Raw genomic sequence first — 18,635 nt, 5'->3', positions numbered from 1 at the left:
GTGCTGCAAACCATCATCCATGACGCCAGAGGCGAGCGCGCTTGATTCTTTACGAGTATCCGTTCAACGAGCGAATTCGCACACTGCTGCGTCTCGAAGACCTGTTCGAGCGCTTCACGTTCTTCCTTAACCAAGACGACGCGAGGGAGCACCACGTCGCACTGACGACGTTGTTCGAGATCGCCGAAGTCACGGGCCGAGCAGATTTGAAGTCCGACCTGATGAAGGAGCTCGAGCGCCAGCGTCAGACCCTGGCGTCCTTTCGCGGCAATCCGGGGATCGAACAACACGCGCTCGAAACGGTGCTCGGCGAAATCGAGCAGACGCTCAACGGCCTTGCACAGATGCAGGGCAAGACGGGCCAGCATCTGACAGACAACGAATGGCTTGCCAGCATCCGCAGTCGGGCAATCATCCCCGGCGGCACCTGCAAGTTCGATCTGCCGTCCTATTACGCATGGCAACAAACACATCCCGATCAGCGCCGGCACGATATCGCCAAATGGGTCACGCCGCTGTTGCCGCTGCGCGACGCCGCTGCCATCGTGCTGCGGCTTGCCCGCGAGTCGGGGCAAGCGTCGAAAGTAATGGCGATGCAAGGCAGTTATCAGCAAATGCTGTCGGGCCGAACCTACCAATTGATGCAAGTCCGCATCACCCCGGAATTACGGGTCATCCCGGAAGCCAGCGCGAACAAATACATGCTGTGGGTGCGCTTCACTGTCCAGGATGGCGATATGCGCCCCCGCTCGGTCGATGTCGATGTACCGTTTCAGTTGACGCTTTGTAGCCTTTAGAAACCTCCAGCAAGCGCCCGGCACTAATCAGCAGTTAGCGAACCGTGACGCGGCAAGATAATTTTCCCGAACGTATGGTCTCTATTGTCAAATGCCCGACATGCGGAAAGGACGTCCGCTGGGCCCCCGAAAACCGTTTTCGCCCGTTCTGCTCGGAGCGCTGCAAGCAGATCGATCTTGGCGCCTGGGCCAACGAAAAATACCGGATAGGCGGCGGGAACGCACCGTCCGACGACGACGATCCTTTGAGCGGCAATCCTTTGGGCGGCGATCTGAACCACTGAATCACTGAACCACCGAGCTCACCGAGCACCAAGCGGCCGGCCAAGTGCCCGCTCGATTCAAGCGGCGCCGTCTGCGCCGAGCAGTTCGAGGACAGGAATGGCTGCGGGCAGCAACGGCTCTACCTGAACGGGCAAGCGCTGCCAACTGAATGCCTGGCCTTCACGGCCGTGAGGCTCGCCGGTCCACCCTGTGACCTTGCAGAAGTAAAGGCGCACGTATGCGTGCGGATAATCGTGTTCGAGCGTGTGCCAAAGGTGGCAGGCGTTCACCTCGATACCGAGTTCCTCGTGAAGCTCGCGCGCAAGCGCCGCCTGAACGGTCTCGCCTGGCTCGAGCTTTCCGCCCGGGAACTCCCAATATCCCTCGTACGGCTTGCCCGCAGGACGCTGCGCGAGCAAATAGCGGCCATCGGGCTGCACCAATACGCCAACGGCCACTTCGGTTACCGGCCGGTTAGGGGACGCGCCCGGCGCCGCCGGCAGCGAAGTACTGTGCTCTGTCATGGCTGCGCCCGCTTGCCCGACCAGTCGCGCGCGAATTGCCAGGCCACCCGGCCCGAGCGCGAACCGCGCTCCAGCGCCCAGACCAGTGCGTCGCCGCGTGCAGCGTCGACTTGCGCGTCACCGCAGCCGAAGTGGCGCAACCAATGGCCGACGATACTAAGGTAATCGTCCTGCTTGAACGGGTAAAAGCTCACCCAAAGCCCGAACCGTTCGGATAGCGAAATCTTCTCCTCGACGACTTCACCCGGATGGATTTCCCCGTCCGGCATGTGTTTGTACGTCTCGTTGTCGCTCATGTATTCGGGCAGCAGATGGCGCCGGTTCGATGTCGCATAAATGAGCACGTTGTCGGATTGCGCGGAAACCGAGCCGTCGAGCGCGACTTTCAGCGCTTTATAGCCGGACTCGCCCTCCTCGAACGACAAGTCGTCGCAAAAAATAATGAAGCGTTCGCTGCGCGTGGCGATGAGATCCGTGATGTCGCCGAGGTCGTGCAAATCGTCCTTGTCGACTTCGATCAGACGCAGGCCAGCGTCAGCATAGGCGTTCAAGCACGCCTTGATCAGCGATGACTTGCCCGTGCCGCGCGCGCCCGTCAGCAGCACGTTGTTGGCGGGCAGCTTGTTCACGAACTGGCGCGTGTTCTGCTCGATAAGCGCTTTTTGACGATCGATGTTCTGCAAATCGTCGAGCGAGATCGACGAAATCGCCGTGACGGGCTGCAAATAGCCGCGCCCTTGGCGCTTGCGCCAGCGAAACGCTACCGCGGACGACCAATCGATATCAGACGCGGCCGGCGGCAGCATCGCCTCGATGCGCGCCAGCAGCGTGTCCGCGCGTCTCAAAAATTGTTCGATGTCCATGGAAACAGGCAATGTCACGAACGGTAATCGGCGTTGATGCTCACATACTCGTGCGACAAGTCACACGTCCAGATGGTGGCTTCGGCATTGCCGCGGCCCAACACGACGCGGATCGTGATTTCGCTTTGCTTCATCACGCGCTGGCCGTCTTGCTCGCGGTAACCCGCATAGCGCCCACCCGCCTTCGCCACCAGCACATCGTCGAGATACAGGTCGATCTTGGCGACGTCGAGATCGGCGACACCCGCATAGCCGATCGCAGCGAGAATGCGCCCGAGATTTGGGTCCGACGCATAGAACGCGGTTTTGACGAGCGGCGAATGGCCGATCGAGTAGGCAATCTGTCGGCACTCGGGCACGCTAGTGCCGCCTTCGACGCGCACCGTCATAAACTTCGTCGCGCCTTCACCATCGCGCACGATCAACTGCGCGAGCGTTTGCGCCACTTCGGTAACGGCCTGACGCAGCGCGGCATAAGCGGGCACCTCGGTCGACGTGATCGGCGGCAAGGCTGACTTGCCGGTCGCGATCAACATGAACGAATCGTTCGTCGAGGTATCCCCGTCAACGGTGATGCAATTGAACGAACGATCGGCGACGTCTTTGACGAGCGCATCGAGGACCGGTTGCGTCACGGCAGCGTCGAACGCCAAAAAGCCGAGCATCGTCGCCATGTTCGGTTTGATCATGCCGGCACCTTTGCTGATACCGGTCAGCGTGACCGTATGGCCCTCGATGCTGACCTGGCGCGACGCCGCTTTCGGCAACGTGTCCGTGGTCATGATGGTCTGCGCGGCCTCGTACCAATGCGCCGCGCGCACATTTGAAAGCGCAGCAGGCAGGCCGGCTTTGAGTCGCTCGATGGGCAGCGGCTCGAGAATCACTCCGGTCGAAAAAGGCAGCACTTGTTCGGGCGCGATACCGGCCAGTCGGGCCAGTTCGGCGCATGTCTCGCGCGTGTGCGCCAAACCGGACTCGCCGGTACCCGCGTTCGCGTTACCGGTATTGACGACGAGCGCTCGAATCGACTTGCCGAGCGCAAGATGCTCGCGGCAGACGGTTACCGGGGCGGCGCAAAACCGGTTCGACGTGAAGACGCCGGACACGCTCGCCCCTTCGTCGATTGCAATGACGAGGACATCCTTGCGGTTCGGCTTGCGAATGTTCGCTTCGGCCCAGCCGAGCGTCACGCCCGGGACAGGATGGAGTTGCTCGGGTTCGATCGAAGGAAAATTGACAGCCATCGTCTAAGGACCTATCGGAGACGTGAAAGACCGGCAGCGCGACGGGTTGCCCCTTACGCGCCGACGGATGCACCACTCGCGCCGTGCATCGCGCGTCGACATCACGCGAACGTCATGCGAGCCGGCCGTGGCATTGCTTGTACTTCTTGCCGCTGCCGCAAGGGCAAGGATCGTTGCGGCCCACCTTGGGCACGCCGCCCGCGGCTGCCGCCTGCGGAGCGGGCGCCGCATGGCTCATCGCATGATCGATCATTTCCGCTGTGGCATCGGCTGCCGCGAGCGACGCCGGCGCGGCCGCCGCTTCGGCAAATTCGGCGTGGCGAAATTCGACGTTCTCTAGATGGCCGCCTTGCTCTTCATACTGCTCGGCCGCTTCCTCGAGTTGCTCGGGCGACTGGATGCGCACATTCATGACGATGCGCGTCACTTCGGTCTTGATGATGTTGAGCAATGCTTCGAAGAGTTCAAACGCCTCGCGCTTGTATTCCTGCTTCGGATTTTTCTGCGCGTAGCCGCGCAGATGGATGCCCTGGCGCAGATGATCGAGTGCGGCCAGATGTTCGCGCCAGCAGCGATCCAGCGTTTGCAGCATGATCGAGCGCTCGAACGCGCTGAACGACTCACGGCCGACGAGCGCCACCTTCGATTCGTAGCTTTCGTCCGCCGCCGTAACGACAGCATCGAGGATGTCGTCGGCGTCGAGCGAGCCCGATTCGTTGATCATCTCCTGAATGGCCAGATCGAGTTGCCAGTCATTGCGCAACACTTCCTCGAGCTCAGGGGCTTGCCATTGCTCCTCAATGCTGCCCGGCGGGACGAACTGATGAACGACGTCTGTAATCACCGCATGGCGCATCGCGGTAATCGTCTCGGTGATGTCGTTCGCCTCGAGCAATTCATTGCGTTGCTGATAGATGACCTTGCGCTGATCGTTGGAGACATCGTCGTATTCGAGCAATTGCTTGCGAATATCGAAGTTGCGCGCTTCCACCTTGCGCTGCGCCGATTCGATCGAGCGGGTGACAATGCCTGCTTCGATCGCTTCGCCCTCAGGCATGCGCAGCCGCTCCATGATCGAGCGCACGCGGTCACCCGCAAAAATACGCAGCAGCGGGTCTTCGAGCGACAGATAAAAACGCGACGAACCCGGGTCCCCCTGACGGCCCGCGCGGCCGCGCAGCTGATTGTCGATGCGGCGCGATTCATGGCGTTCGGTGCCAATGATGTGCAAGCCGCCCGCAGCCTTGACTTGATCATGCAGCGCCTGCCATTCGTCGTGCAGCGCTTGAATCCGGCTGGCCTTTTCTTCGGGCGAGATCGCCTCGTCCGCTTCGAGCAGTGCAGCCTGCTTTTCCGCGTTGCCGCCGAGCACGATGTCAGTGCCGCGGCCGGCCATGTTCGTCGCGATCGTCACGCGCTTCGGACGCCCCGCCTCGGCAACGATCGCGGCTTCGCGCTCGTGCTGCTTGGCATTGAGCACCTCGTGCGGCAAGCCGGCCTTCGTCAGCAAATTCGAGAGCAGTTCCGAATTTTCGATCGAAGTCGTGCCGACCAGCACCGGTTGCCCACGCTCGTAACATTCGCCGATGTCGCGAATCACGGCGTCGTAGCGCTCGCGCGCCGTCTTGTAGATCTGGTCTTGCCGATCGATCCGCTTCGGTGGCCGATTCGTCGGAATGACGACCGTCTCGAGCCCGTAGATCTCGTTGAATTCGTACGCTTCCGTATCAGCCGTACCCGTCATGCCGGACAGCTTCACGTACATGCGGAAATAGTTTTGGAACGTGATTGAGGCGAGCGTCTGGTTCTCGCTTTGGATCTTCACATGCTCCTTGGCTTCCACGGCCTGGTGCAAACCGTCCGACCAGCGGCGACCCGGCATCAGCCGGCCCGTGAATTCATCGACGATGATGACTTCGCCGCTTTGCACGACGTAATGCTGATCGCGGAAAAAGAGGGTATGCGCCCGCAGCGCCGCATACACGTGGTGCATCAGCGTGATGTTCTGAGGTGCGTAAAGGCTCTCGCCCTCGCCGATCAAACCCCATTCGGCCAGCATCCGCTCGGCCTTTTCGTGTCCGGACTCGGTCAGGAACACCTGGCGCGCTTTTTCGTCGAGCGTGTAGTCGCCCGGCTTTTCGACGCCAGTGCCATCGGCACGCTCCTCGCCGATTTGGCGCTCGAGCAGCGGCGGCAGTGCATTCATGCGCACATAAAGCTCGGTGTGATCTTCGGCTTGGCCCGAGATGATCAGCGGCGTGCGCGCTTCGTCGATCAGAATGGAGTCGACCTCGTCGACGATCGCGAAATTCAGCGAGCGTTGCACACGTGCGGTGGTCTCGTAGACCATGTTGTCGCGCAGGTAGTCGAACCCGAATTCGTTGTTCGTGCCGTACGTGATATCGGCCGCATACGCTTCTTGCTTCGCGGCGTGATCCATTTGCGAGAGATTCACGCCGACCGAAAGGCCGAGGAAGTTATAGAGCCGGCCCATCCATTCGGCATCGCGCTGGGCGAGGTAGTCGTTCACCGTCACGACGTGCACGCCGCGGCCCGATAACGCGTTCAGATACGCCGCCAACGTGGCGACGAGCGTCTTGCCCTCGCCGGTGCGCATTTCGGCGATCTTGCCGTAATGAAGCACCATGCCGCCGATCAACTGCACGTCGAAATGCCGCATCTTCAGCACGCGGCGGCTGGCCTCGCGACAGACCGCGAATGCTTCGGGCAGCAGCTTATCGAGCGACTCGCCGCTCAATACGCGCTGGCGGAACTCCTCCGTTTTGGCGCGCAGTTGGTCGTCGGTCAGCTGCTCGATTTGCGGTTCGAGCGAATTGATTACCGCGACGGTCTTTTGATACTGCTTGATCAGACGCTGATTGCGGCTGCCAAAGATCTTTTGGAGAAAACCGGTGGTCATCGGGTCGGGTTTGCGTCGCGGCGTCGTCGGCTCGGCTTCGCACTTCAGTGCGGCCCGCGGGCGCTCCCGCAGGCATGCCGAATCGGGGTGCCCCGGCGGCTTATTCCATGGTGAATTTCGAATCGCGCATTTTAGCACGCGAGCCTTGATCCACCGTGTCGTCCGCCGCGCTGGCACAAGTGCGGGCGGCGCGGGCCGCGGGTACAATGGCGATCAAATTGGTACGCACACTCGCGTGCCGTCCGAACCGAGACAGATGAGCCGCTTCTCGCCCTATACCAAGCCTGTGCGCCCGCCTCGGCCGCAACCGGTCGCCGAGGTGCTCGGCCGTACCGACGCGTTTGCCGCGCTGCGGGCGGGCGTCGAGCAGACTGCAGCGCTACAGCGCGATCTCGGCGCGTTGCTGCCCGACTATCTCGCGGCGAGCGTCGAGCCCGGCTTCATCAAAGATGGCGCGCTGACGCTGTTTGCCGCGCACAGCGCGCTGGCGGCGCGGCTGCGCCACTTGGAACCGCGTTTGCTCGCTGACTTGCAGCAGCGAGGCTGGAACGTACACGCGCTCGCAGTCAAAGTGCGGCCGCGTCCCGCAGCGCAGCCGCCCAAAACCAAAGAGGCGCGCATGACCCCAGCCGCGACCGTAGCGCTTGCAGCGCTCAGCGAGACACTGCCGGCTTCCCCGCTACAAGCAGCGCTCGCACGGATGGCCGCGCGTCATCGCAAGCCGAACCCAGACGACAAAAAAAATTGAGCGGCTCGAAAGCCGCTCAATTTTTTGATGCTCGTTGCTGCGCTGCCCGATCAGGCAAACGCCGTTTGCGCCTCGTAGCCGAAACCGCGCGGTGCTTGCCGCACGTCGTCGAACGTGACGACCTCGTAGGCTTCCTCGTGCGCAAGCAACTCGCGCAACAAAGCGTTGTTGAGGCCGTGCCCCGACTTATGCGCGGTATAGGACGCAAGCAGCGGATGGCCGATTACATACAGGTCGCCAATCGCATCGAGCATCTTGTGCTTCACAAATTCGTCGTCGTAACGCAGGCCGTCGTTATTGAGAATGCGGTACTCGTCGAGCACGATTGCGTTATCCATGCTGCCGCCGCGCGCGAGACCCAGCTCGCGCATCGTTTCGACTTCATGGGCGAAACCGAAGGTGCGGGCACGCGCAATTTCGCGCACATATGACGTAGTGGCGAAATCGACCGAAAGCGCTTGGCCCGTTTTATCGACGGCCGGATGGCGAAAATCGATCGTAAATTGGAGTTGAAACCCAAAATAAGGATCGAGTCGCGCGAATTTATCACCGTCGCGTACTTCGACTGGCCGGGTGACCTTAATAAACTTCTTTGCCGCGTTCTGTTCCTCGATGCCTGCCGACTGCATCAGGAAAACGAACGACGCGGCGCTGCCGTCCATAATCGGAATTTCTTCCGCGGTCACGTCGACATAAAGATTGTCGATGCCAAGACCGGCGCACGCCGACATCAAATGCTCGACGGTGGAAACGCGCGCACCGTCTTTTTGCAGCACCGACGCGAGGCGCGTGTCTCCGATCGACATGGCCGACGCCGGAATATCCACAGGGTTCGGCAAATCGATGCGCGAAAACACAATGCCGGTATTCGCGGCAGCAGGACGCAGCGTCAATTCGACCTTGTGCCCGGAATGCAGGCCAATGCCGACTGTCTTGACGATCGATTTGATTGTGCGTTGCTTCAGCATGGTGGTTTGTCGATTGCTGTTCTCAATCGAAATTGATCTCTCATAGGACGAATTATATCTCATCCGGCCTTGGCTGTCTGGGCAGCCTACGTTTCAGTCTGTTTCGGGTCATTACCGCGGTGCGTCCGCTTAGCCCGTGCCTGCAATGCTAGACCGCCCGCTATCCGCGTTGGCAGCCATTCGCGCGCCGTTTGCCGCCTTTACGAACGGTCACATAAACCACGCGCGCAGCATTGTCGCGCGTTGTCGTCATACAACGCAAGCAAGTATCGTGTCCGGTTCCGCGCTATCGAGCGACACCGGGAGCAGCGCGCAAAAAACCCTCCGCGAGCCGTTCTTCCGGCTTCGCGACAACCCTGCCGCGCTCGGCCACGCTACCCGCGCATCTGGCCCGCAATGCACGGTTTCGCTCAAAAAATACGCTCAGCGCACGACGCGCCCGGCATATTTCATCTGGCCGCTCGCTGCCATGCACGTCGGTCGCAGAGCGTCTCGGCTATCCGCGTGCGCCGGGCATTGCGACCGCGTACTGCCGCTGCCGGTCGGGTACGCGTCGACGCGAGGTCGACACGTCTGGCCGATGCACCGCGCACCACCGCGCCGGCCGAACGTCCGACAGGACGCGGCCGCCTTGCGCTGTTGTCGTTCAACATGCTCACCCCTTCTACGCGCGCTTCATCGCGTCGATCAACATGCGACGCGCTCGGCGTCGCATATTCAGTCAGCTTGCTTGCGCAAAAACGCCGGGATGTCGTATGTATCGACGCCCTTTTCCTGCAGCGCCTGCACATGAGAAGCCGCCGTTTCCCGCGAATTGCGCCACACCGCCGGTGTGTCGAACGCGCCGTAATCGCCCGAGGATGCATGCGACGCGGCATAACTGGACGGCGCCACGTTCACGGGCTGGTTGTCGGTGCCCGTGCGCAATAGCGTCATCGGCGCGGCTTGCTGCTTCTTCGCCGCGCTGGCCGCCGTGCGTCCGAGACCCGTTGCCACCACGGTGACGCGCAGTGCATCGCCCATTGCGTCGTCGTAGACCGCCCCAAAAATCACCGTTGCGTCTTCCGCCGCATAGCTCTTGATGGTGTTCATCACCTCGCGCGTTTCCGACAAACGCAGCGAACGGCTCGACGTGATGTTCACGAGCACACCGCGCGCACCCGACAGATCGACGCCTTCGAGCAACGGGCTAGCCACGGCTTGTTCGGCCGCGAGCCGCGCACGATCGACGCCGGCAACCGTCGCCGTGCCCATCATCGCCTTGCCCTGTTCGCCCATGACCGTCTTCACATCTTCGAAGTCGACGTTGACGAGGCCATCCACGTTGATGATTTCGGCGATGCCGGCAACCGCGTTGTTGAGAACGTCGTCCGCGCACTGGAAGCACTTGTCCATCTCGGCGTCATCGCCCATCACCTCGAACAGCTTGTCGTTCAGGACGACGATCAGCGAGTCGACGTGATCCTCCAGTTGCTGCGAACCAGCCTCTGCCACGCGCATGCGCTTGCCGCCTTCGAATTCGAACGGCTTGCTCACGACGCCGACGGTCAGAATGCCCATCTCTTTCGCGATCTGCGCGACGACCGGTGCTGCGCCCGTGCCGGTGCCGCCACCCATGCCCGCGGTGATGAACACCATATGCGCGCCGCGCAGTGCGTCGGCGACGCGCTCGCGCGCTTCTTCCGCCGCAGCGCGCCCCATGTCCGGCTTGGCACCGGCGCCCAGCCCCGTGCTGCCGAGCTGAATGACATGCGAGGCGCGCGAGCGCGACAGCGCCTGTGCGTCCGTGTTCATGACGACGAAATCGACGCCCTGTACGCCCTTGTTGATCATGTGCTGAACGGCGTTGCCGCCAGCACCACCTACGCCAACCACCTTGATGATGGTGCCGTTGGTTTCCGTTTCCAGCATCTGGAATTCCATATTGCCTCCGTCAAGAAAAAGATCCTGCTCTTCCGCCGTTATTCGGCAGGGGTCGGGCAACCCCCGTCGCGCGCAAGCCGTCGGCACTCGCGCGAATTAGAAGCTTCAAAAATTGCCCAAAAACCAGTCTTTCATGCGTGAAAACACTTGCCCCATCGAGCCAGCCTGCACGGCGACCTTGCGCCCGCGCATCCGTTGAGACGAGCCTTCCACCAGCAGCCCCATTGCCGTCGAGTAGCGCGGATTGCGCACGACGTCGGCCAAGCCGCCCGCATACTCCGGCGCACCGATGCGCACCGGCTTCAAAAAAATGTCTTCGCCGAGCTCGACCATGCCCGGCATCATCGATGCACCGCCCGTCAGCACGATGCCCGAGCTCAAGAGTTCCTCGTAGCCCGATTCGCGCACCACTTGATGCACGAGCGAAAAGAGTTCCTCGACACGTGGCTCGACCACCGCGGCCAGCGCTTGTCGCGACAGCGTGCGCGGCCCGCGTTCACCGAGCCCCGGCACTTCGATCATCTCGTCCGGATCCGCCAACGCCTGCTTGGCAATGCCATAACTGACCTTGATGTCCTCGGCGTCCGGCGTCGGCGTGCGCAGCGCCATCGCGATATCGCTCGTGATTTGATCGCCCGCAATCGGAATGACAGCGGTGTGGCGAATCGCGCCTTCGCTGAAAATCGCGATATCGGTCGTGCCGCCGCCGATATCGACGAGCACGACGCCGAGTTCCTTTTCGTCCTCGGTCAGCACCGCAAGCGACGACGCGAGCGGCTGCAAGATCAGGTCATTGACCTCGAGCCCGCACCGGCGCACGCACTTCACGATGTTTTGCGCGGCCGAAACGGCGCCCGTCACAATGTGCACCTTCACTTCGAGCCGGATGCCGCTCATGCCGATCGGCTCGCGCACATCCTCCTGCCCGTCGATGATGAATTCCTGCGTGAGGATGTGCAGCACCTGCTGGTCGGTCGGGATGTTGATCGCCTTCGCGGTCTCGATGACGCGCGCCACGTCCGCCTGCGTCACCTCCTTATCCTTGATCGCCACCATCCCGCTCGAATTGAAGCTGCGGATATGGCTGCCGGCGATGCCCGTGAACACGTTAGTGATCTTGCAATCGGCCATCAGTTCCGCTTCTTCGAGCGCGCGCTGAATAGACTGCACCGTTGCCTCGATGTTCACCACGACGCCCTTTTTCAGCCCCTTCGATTCGCTTTGTCCGAGCCCGATGACCTCGTAATGGCCTTCGCCCCTCAACTCGGCGACGATCGCCACGACCTTGGCCGTGCCAATGTCGAGGGCAACCAGCAGATCCTTATAGTCTTTACTCATAGCGTGCTCGTGCGTGTGATGTCTGGTCGTATTGCATACGTTATTTCTTTGCCTTGCTCTTACCGCTGCCGTCGTCGATGAACCGCATCCCCGCTGCGCGGATCGCGAAGCCATTCGGATAACGCAAGTCCGCGTATTCGATCTCGTTGCCCCAGCGCGCCGTGACCGCTTTCCATGCCGCCGCAAGCCGTTGTGTCCGCTCCGCGAGCGTCGATGCATTGCGCTCACGACCGTATTCGATCTGCGTACCGTTCGACAGTTTCACGGTCCACGCATAACGCGGCGATAAAGTTACGTCGTCCGGCACCGCGCCGAGTGGTGCCAGCCATTTCTTGAAATCGAAATAGCGCGCGACGACCTCTTTCGCGGTACCCGGCGGGCCGTCGAACGACGGCAAATCCTGATCGAGTTCGCCTTGATTGGCCGTAAAGAGTTCGCCTTCGACACTGACGAGCTGGTCGTTGCCCCAGGTCCCGAGCGGCTTGTACTCTTCGAGCGTCACGGCGAGCGCATTGGGCCACACGCGCCGTACACTCGCGCGCCGCACCCACGGCATTTGCTCGAACGCCTGACGCGCGGCATCGAGATCGACCGTGAAGTAGTTCCCGCGCAAGCGGCCCACGACACTCGCGCGCACCGTCGGCGTATTGATGTGCTCGGTATCTCCGTCGATGCGCACTGCCGACAACGCGAACGACGGCCGTTGCATCAGCCAGACGCCGCCAGCCGCGACGAGCGCCGCCAACACCAGCGCGAAGAGCGCGTTGGCGGCGAGGTTGAGCTGGCGAACGTTGTTCCACATGATCCGGTTGCGTCAATCCTCTAGGGTGAGCGCCAAGATGGCGACGACGAGCGCTTGATAGTCGATGCCGACCGCGCGCGCCGCTTTCGGCGGCAGCGAATGATCGGTCATGCCGGGCGAGGTGTTCACTTCCAGGAAATACGGGTTGCCTACCGCGTCGAGCATGAAGTCGGCGCGTCCCCAGTCGGTACAGCCCAGCACGTCGAACGCGCGGCGCGACAGCGTTTTCAGCTGCGCTTCGACATCGGCTGCGAGCCCGCAGGGAATCAAATATTGCGTATCGTCGGCGACGTACTTCGCGTGATAGTCGTAAAACTCGCCGACCGGCACGATGCGGATGATCGGCAAATCGAGGTCGCCCGCGATGCAGCTCGTGTACTCGCCGCCACCATCGATGCTCTTTTCCACCAGAACGATCTTGTCGTACTTGGCCGCTTCCTCGAGTGCCGCCGGCAGCGCATCGGCCGTCTTCACCTTCGTTACCGCCACACTCGAACCTTCGCTTGCCGGCTTGACGAAAACCGGCAAGCTCAGCTTCGCGGCAATCGCGCTTGCGCGTGCGGCATAGTCGTCGCCGCGCATGACGATCTCGAACGGCGGCGTCGGCACGCCGGTTTGCTGCCACACCAGTTTGGTGCGGAACTTGTCGAGCCCGAGTGCGGAACCCAGCACGCCGCTACCGGTGTACCGAATGCCGTAGAAATCGAGCGCGCCCTGGATTTGCCCATTTTCACCGTAGCCGCCGTGCAGCGCGTTGAACGCGCGCACGAAGCCCTCTTCCTTGAGCGCCGACAACGGGCGCTCGGCGGGGTCGAACGGGTGCGCGTCGATGCCCGCATCGCGCAAGGCTTTCAGCACCAGGCGCCCGGACGTCAGCGAGACCTCGCGTTCGGCCGACTCGCCGCCCGTCAGTACAGCCACTTTGCCAAAACGTTTCGGATCGATACTGCTCATGTCTTCACCTCTTGCGCGAGCCGACCCGGCACGGTGCCGATCGATCCCGCTCCCATCGTGATCACCACATCGCCGTCGCGCACGATGGCGGACAGCGCCTGCGGCACCTCATCGATCGCTTCGACGAACACCGGCTCGACCTTGCCCGCCACGCGAATCGCCCGCGCGAGCGCGCGGCCATCCGCGGCGACGATCGGCGCTTCGCCGGCCGCATAGACTTCGGTCAGCACGAGTGCGTCGACGCTCGACAGCACATTGACAAAATCCTCGAAGCAATCGCGCGTGCGCGTATACCGATGCGGCTGAAACGCGAGCACGAGCCGTTGGTCCGGAAAAGCGCCGCGTGCAGCAGCAATCGTCGCGGCCATCTCCACCGGGTGATGGCCGTAATCGTCGACGAGCGTGTAGCTGCCGCCGGCCTCGACACGTACCTCGCCGTAGCGCTGAAAACGCCGCCCAACACCGGTGAATTCCGCCAGCGCGCGCTGGATATCGGCATCGGCAACTTCGAGCTCAGTCGCAATGGCGATGGCGGCCAGCGCGTTTTGCACGTTATGCGTGCCAGGCATATTCAGGACGACATCGAGCGGCGCCGCATCTTCGCGCATCGCCGTGAAGAACATCTTGCCGTCGCGCGCGAACACGTTTACCCCACGCACCTGCGCATCGGCCGCAAAGCCGTAGCGGATGATCGGTTTCGAAACGAACGGCAGAATTTCGCGCACATTCGGATCGTCGACGCACAGCACGGCGATGCCGTAAAACGGCAACCGGTGCGTGAATTCAATGAACGCTTGCTTGAGCCGCGCGAAGTCGTGCCCGTAGGTGTCCATGTGGTCGGCGTCGATGTTCGTTATGACTTCGATCACCGGCAATAGATTGAGAAACGACGCGTCCGACTCGTCGGCCTCCGCGACGATGAAGTCGCCCGTGCCCAGCCGAGCGTTGGCGCCCGCGCTCGTCAGGCGTCCGCCGATCACGAAAGTCGGATCGAGTCCGCCCGCGGCGAGCACGCTGGCGACAAGGCTCGTCGTCGTGGTCTTGCCGTGCGTGCCAGCGATCGCAATGCCCTGCTTGAGGCGCATCAGTTCGGCCAGCATGACGGCGCGCGGCACGATCGGCACGCGCAAGCGCCGCGCGGCCAGCACTTCGGGGTTATCGCCGCGTACGGCCGTCGAAATCACGACGGCGTCCGCGCCATCGATATTCGTGGCGTCGTGTCCGATCACGACGCAAGCGCCTAGCGCAGCGAGCCGCTCGGTCGTCGCGCTCTTGGCGAGGTCCGAGCCGCTCACGTGATAGCCGAGATTGACGAGCACCTCGGCAATACCGCTCATGCCGGCGCCGCCGATGCCGACAAAATGAATATGTTTGACGATGTGTTTCATTGCTTTCCTTCCTCGCGCGCGAGCGCGACAGCCGCGCAGACCTGGGCGACCCGATCGGTGGCGTCGGGTTTCGCAAGCGCACGTGCACGGGTCGCCATCTCGGCTAACGTCTCGCGCGTGAGCGTGCGCAGCCAGTCGGCCAGCGCGGTGGGCGACAAGTCGCGCTGCTGCACGAGCACAGCGGCGTTGCGCTCGGACAGAAACCCGGCGTTAGTGGTTTGGTGATCGTCCACGGCGTAGGGAAACGGCACGAACAGCGCGGCAACACCCACGGCCGCGATCTCGGCAACCGTCATCGCGCCCGAGCGGCAAATCACGAGATCGGCGTCGGCGTACGCGGTGGCCATATCGTCGATGAACGGAACGAGTTCGAGCGTCTCGCCGGGAACGAAGCCAGCGGCCGCATAGTTCGACCGCAGTGCGTCGATGTGCTTCGCGCCCGCCTGATGCACGACATGCGGCCGCGCCTCAGGCGCCAGCAGCGCAAGCGCGCGCGGCACGACTTCGTTCAGCGCGGCCGCGCCGAGGCTGCCGCCCACGACCAGCAGCTTCAGCGGGCCTGTGCGGCTCGCGTACCGCACGCGCGGCTCGGCGGTTTGCGTGAGCGTGTCACGCAACGGGTTGCCGGTCCATTCGGCGTTCGGCAGCGCATTCGGAAAGGCGACGAGCACGCGCCGGGCGAGCTTGGCCAGGACCTTGTTCGCCAAGCCGGCCACGGAATTTTGTTCGTGTAACACGAGCGGACAACGCGCCAGCGCGGTCATGATGCCGGCAGGAAACGTGATATAGCCGCCCATGCCGAGCACGACATCGGGCCGCACACGCGCGAGCGCACGGCGGCTTTCGAGGCAGGCGCGCACGAGGTTCGCCGGAAGCATCAGCTTCGTCTTAAGTCCCTTGCCGCGCAAGCCGCCGAACCGGACGTACTCCATCGGAATACCGTGTTTTGGTACGAGCGACGCTTCCATTCCCGCCGGGTTGCCGAGCCAGACGACACGCCATCCCCACGCGCGCATCCGATGTGCGACCGCGAGCCCCGGAAACACGTGCCCTCCGGTGCCGCCGGCCATCACCATCAGCGTGCGCTGGGGCGTCGTGCTCATACCTTGCCCCCTCGCATCAGCACGCGGTTTTCGTAATCCACGCGCATCAGCACCGCCACCGCGATGCAGTTGAGCACGATGCCGGAGCCGCCATAGCTGACGAGCGGCAACGTCAGTCCTTTCGTCGGCAAGATGCCGAGGTTGACGCCGATATTGATGAACGTCTGCACCCCGAACCACAGGCCGAGCCCCTTGGCGACGAGCCCGGCGAACGTCCGGTCGAGCGCGAGCGCTTGCCGGCCGATTTCGAACGAACGCCGCACGATCCAGTAAAACAGCAGGATGACGAGCAGCACGCCGATGAACCCAAGCTCTTCGCCGATGACGGCGAGGATGAAGTCGGTGTGCGCTTCGGGCAGATAGTTGAGCTTCTCGACGCTGCCGCCCAACCCGACGCCGAACCACTCGCCGCGGCCGAACGCGATCAGCGAGTGCGTGAGCTGATAGGCCTTGCCCTGTGCGTAGCGGTCGTCCCATGGATCGAGATAGGCGAAGATCCGCTCGCGCCGCCACGGCGACGCCCACACCAGCAAACCGAACGTGCCGACGGCCGTCGCAACGAGCCCGCCGAAGAGCTTGCCGTTCACGCCGCCGAGAAAAAGCACGCCCATCGCAATGGCCGCAATTACCATGAACGCGCCCATATCGGGTTCGAGCAGCAGCAGCGCGCCCACCACGCCGACCGCGAACGCCATCGGCAAAAAGCCTTTGGCGAAGCTCTGCATATATTCCTGCTTGCGTACCGTGTAGTTCGCCGCATAGATCGTGACGGCGAGCTTCATGACTTCCGACGGCTGCATATTCATCAGGCCGAGCGGCAACCAGCGGCGCGCGCCGTTCACGCCCTTGCCGATATGCGGAATCAGCACAATTACGAGCGTGACCAGCGCAAGCAAGAAGAGTTTGGGCGCGTATTTGTCCCAGACCGAAACCGGAATGCGGAACGCGACCGCCGCGGCGGCGACGGCCACGATCAGCGAAGCGACGTGCCGCAGCAAAAAGGCGTAGTCGCGGTAGGCCGCATATTTCGGCGAATCCGGCATCGCGATCGACGCCGAATAGACCATGACCACCCCGAGACCGAGCAGGGCAATGGCCGCCCACAGCAGCGAATGATCGTAGTCGAGCATCCGAGAGCGCATCGGGCGCATGCCGCTCACGGCACTGGCGAGGCCGCCCGCCTGTGTGTGCGCAGCCGCCTCCTTGCGCCCCGCCGACGCGCCGCTGCGCTCGGTGAATAGTCGTTGCCCCAGGCGATCGGACCAGCTCATAGCATCGTTCCCCGTTGCGCCGCGATGTCTTCGACCGCGCCGCGAAACACGTCGGCCCGATGCGCGTAGTTCTTGAACATGTCGAAACTCGCACACGCCGGTGACAACAGTACGGCGTCGCCGGGCTCGGCGAGGCGGCTGGCGGCGACAGTCGCAGCTTCCAGCGTCGGATGATCGGCCAGCGCAACACCGCTATCGGCGAGCGCAGCCCGAATGGCGGGGGCGTCGCGGCCGATCAGCATGACGGCACGGCACCAGCGCGCAACGGGGCGAGCGAGCGGCGCAAAATCCTGCCCCTTGCCGTCTCCGCCGACGATCAGCACCGTGCGCTGCGCGAGGCCGTCGAGCGCCGCTACCGTCGCGCCGACATTGGTGCCTTTGCTATCGTCGACGTAATCGATTCCATCGATCGACGCGATCAATTCCACCCGATGCGGTTCGCCGCGGTATTCACGCAAGCCATGCAGCAGCGTGGCCGCCGGAAGTTCGATGGCGCGCGCGAGCGCAAATGCGGCAAGCGCATTCGCCGCGTTGTGCAGCCCGCGAATACGCAACGCGTCAGCGGGCATCAGGCGCTTCATCGTCAGATCGATCGGGCTCGCCGTATCCTGCCTGCGCCGGCGCGACGAGACCGGCTCGTCAGCGGGGTCGCGCGCGTCGGCCTGGACCAGCCAGTTGATGCCGTTATCGCGCAACAGACCGTAATCGCCGACGCGTTCGGGCTCGCCGAGCCCAAACGTCGTCACGCGCACGGCATCGCCCGACGTTGCGAAGGCCATCGCGCGCGGGTCGTCCCGGTTGAGCACGCGCACCGTGTGCACGCCGAAGACCCGCCCTTTCGCCGCGGCGTAGGCGTCGAAGTCACCGTGCCAGTCGAGGTGATCCTGGGTGATGTTGAGTACCGCGGCCGCGTCGGGGTCGAACGTGTGCGCCGTTTCCAACTGAAAGCTCGACAGTTCGAGCACCCAGATATCGGGCAACGCGGTGCGCTCGATCGCCTCGCTCAACGTGTCGAGCATGGTCGGGCCGATATTGCCGGCCACCGCCACCTTCTTGCCGGCACGTTCGCATAGCAAGCCGGTCAGGCTCGTCGTCGTGGTCTTGCCGTTGGTACCCGTCACCGCGAGAATTTTCGGCGCGTAACCGTTCGCACGCAGATGCGCGAGCGCTTGCGCAAAAAGTTCGAGCTCGCCCCAAACGGGGATGCGCTGTTCCGCGGCGCGCGCAACCAGCGGCGCCAACTCCGGCGAAATCGGCGAGAGCCCGGGGCTCACCGCCACGAGTTCGATACCGCCATCGAGGAGCGCAGCGGAAAACGGCCCGCCGACGAATTCGGCGTCGATACCTTCGGCTTCGAGCAACGGCTGGTTCGGCGGCGCTTCGCGCGTGTCGGCAATGCGCAGGCGGCACCCGTGCCGCGCGCACCAGCGCGCCATCGCGAGACCCGATGCGCCGAGTCCCAGCACGAGCACCATCGGACTTTGCCGATCTCGAAACATCTCGCCAAACATCGTTTGCTTTCCCTTTC

The 18,635-nt window shown here is 62.9% G+C and carries 16 protein-coding genes; 3 read left to right on the top strand and 13 right to left on the bottom strand.

Annotation, left to right across the window (positions count from 1 at the left end; genetic code table 11):
* Window positions 1-41 precede the first annotated feature (41 nt).
* Together zapD and yacG are read left to right on the top strand one after the other, a co-directional pair.
* Window positions 42-797 (top strand): cell division protein ZapD, encoded by a 756-nt coding sequence (gene zapD / locus ACSQ20_RS02810; RefSeq protein WP_436017236.1) that lies wholly within the window; start codon window positions 42-44, stop codon window positions 795-797.
* A gap of 74 nt (window positions 798-871) precedes the next feature.
* Window positions 872-1,081, top strand: a complete 210-nt coding sequence (gene yacG, locus ACSQ20_RS02805; RefSeq protein ID WP_436022877.1) for a DNA gyrase inhibitor YacG — start codon at window positions 872-874, stop codon at window positions 1,079-1,081.
* 57 nt (window positions 1,082-1,138) lie between these two features.
* On the opposite strand, the gene ACSQ20_RS02800 is transcribed toward yacG, so the two are convergent.
* The 4 genes from ACSQ20_RS02800 to secA form a co-directional block, all read right to left on the bottom strand.
* A complete protein-coding gene (locus tag ACSQ20_RS02800; RefSeq protein WP_436017234.1) occupies window positions 1,139-1,585 on the bottom strand; it encodes an NUDIX domain-containing protein in 447 nt (148 codons plus the stop codon).
* Window positions 1,582-2,448 (bottom strand): ATP-binding protein, encoded by an 867-nt coding sequence (locus ACSQ20_RS02795; protein ID WP_436017232.1) that lies wholly within the window; start codon window positions 2,446-2,448, stop codon window positions 1,582-1,584. The genes ACSQ20_RS02800 and ACSQ20_RS02795 overlap by 4 nt, the downstream gene beginning before the upstream one ends.
* A 14-nt stretch (window positions 2,449-2,462) precedes the next feature.
* On the bottom strand, window positions 2,463-3,692 hold the full coding sequence (gene argJ / locus ACSQ20_RS02790; protein WP_436017230.1) for a bifunctional glutamate N-acetyltransferase/amino-acid acetyltransferase ArgJ: 1,230 nt from the start codon (window positions 3,690-3,692) through the stop codon (window positions 2,463-2,465).
* A gap of 112 nt (window positions 3,693-3,804) precedes the next feature.
* Complete coding sequence (gene secA / locus ACSQ20_RS02785; RefSeq protein WP_436017228.1) at window positions 3,805-6,612, bottom strand: preprotein translocase subunit SecA; 2,808 nt, start codon at window positions 6,610-6,612, stop codon at window positions 3,805-3,807.
* A gap of 256 nt (window positions 6,613-6,868) precedes the next feature.
* Here secA and ACSQ20_RS02780 point away from each other — a divergent pair, with 256 nt between their 5' ends.
* Complete coding sequence (locus ACSQ20_RS02780) at window positions 6,869-7,360, top strand: DciA family protein (RefSeq protein ID WP_436017226.1); 492 nt, start codon at window positions 6,869-6,871, stop codon at window positions 7,358-7,360.
* Between the two features lie 50 nt (window positions 7,361-7,410).
* Here ACSQ20_RS02780 and lpxC read toward each other — a convergent pair whose 3' ends face one another.
* From lpxC to murD, 9 genes are all read right to left on the bottom strand, one after another.
* Window positions 7,411-8,328 (bottom strand): UDP-3-O-acyl-N-acetylglucosamine deacetylase, encoded by a 918-nt coding sequence (gene lpxC / locus ACSQ20_RS02775; RefSeq protein WP_436017224.1) that lies wholly within the window; start codon window positions 8,326-8,328, stop codon window positions 7,411-7,413.
* Between the two features lie 717 nt (window positions 8,329-9,045).
* On the bottom strand, window positions 9,046-10,251 hold the full coding sequence (gene ftsZ / locus ACSQ20_RS02770; protein ID WP_436017222.1) for a cell division protein FtsZ: 1,206 nt from the start codon (window positions 10,249-10,251) through the stop codon (window positions 9,046-9,048).
* A 105-nt stretch (window positions 10,252-10,356) separates the two neighbouring features.
* Complete coding sequence (ftsA, locus tag ACSQ20_RS02765) at window positions 10,357-11,589, bottom strand: cell division protein FtsA (protein ID WP_436017220.1); 1,233 nt, start codon at window positions 11,587-11,589, stop codon at window positions 10,357-10,359.
* A gap of 40 nt (window positions 11,590-11,629) precedes the next feature.
* Window positions 11,630-12,391, bottom strand: coding sequence for a cell division protein FtsQ/DivIB (locus ACSQ20_RS02760; RefSeq protein ID WP_436017218.1), 762 nt, complete (start codon window positions 12,389-12,391; stop codon window positions 11,630-11,632).
* Window positions 12,392-12,403: 12 nt separating this feature from the next.
* A complete protein-coding gene (locus ACSQ20_RS02755; protein WP_436017216.1) occupies window positions 12,404-13,345 on the bottom strand; it encodes a D-alanine--D-alanine ligase in 942 nt (313 codons plus the stop codon).
* A complete protein-coding gene (gene murC / locus ACSQ20_RS02750; RefSeq protein WP_436017214.1) occupies window positions 13,342-14,733 on the bottom strand; it encodes a UDP-N-acetylmuramate--L-alanine ligase in 1,392 nt (463 codons plus the stop codon). The genes ACSQ20_RS02755 and murC overlap by 4 nt, the downstream gene beginning before the upstream one ends.
* Entirely contained in the window at window positions 14,730-15,836 is a 1,107-nt protein-coding gene (gene murG, locus ACSQ20_RS02745) for an undecaprenyldiphospho-muramoylpentapeptide beta-N-acetylglucosaminyltransferase (protein WP_436017212.1), read from the bottom strand. Before murG ends, murC begins: the two co-directional genes overlap by 4 nt.
* A complete protein-coding gene (ftsW, locus tag ACSQ20_RS02740) occupies window positions 15,833-17,107 on the bottom strand; it encodes a putative lipid II flippase FtsW (RefSeq protein ID WP_436017210.1) in 1,275 nt (424 codons plus the stop codon). The genes murG and ftsW overlap by 4 nt, the downstream gene beginning before the upstream one ends.
* Window positions 17,104-18,606, bottom strand: coding sequence for a UDP-N-acetylmuramoyl-L-alanine--D-glutamate ligase (murD, locus tag ACSQ20_RS02735; protein ID WP_436017208.1), 1,503 nt, complete (start codon window positions 18,604-18,606; stop codon window positions 17,104-17,106). The genes ftsW and murD overlap by 4 nt, the downstream gene beginning before the upstream one ends.
* Window positions 18,607-18,635: the final 29 nt, after the last annotated feature.

The organism is Trinickia sp. LjRoot230, from assembly GCF_964253315.1.
GTDB lineage: Bacteria > Pseudomonadota > Gammaproteobacteria > Burkholderiales > Burkholderiaceae > Trinickia.
The sequence above is the reverse complement of the archived record's forward strand: the minus strand, read 5'-3'. Positions and strand labels throughout refer to the sequence as shown.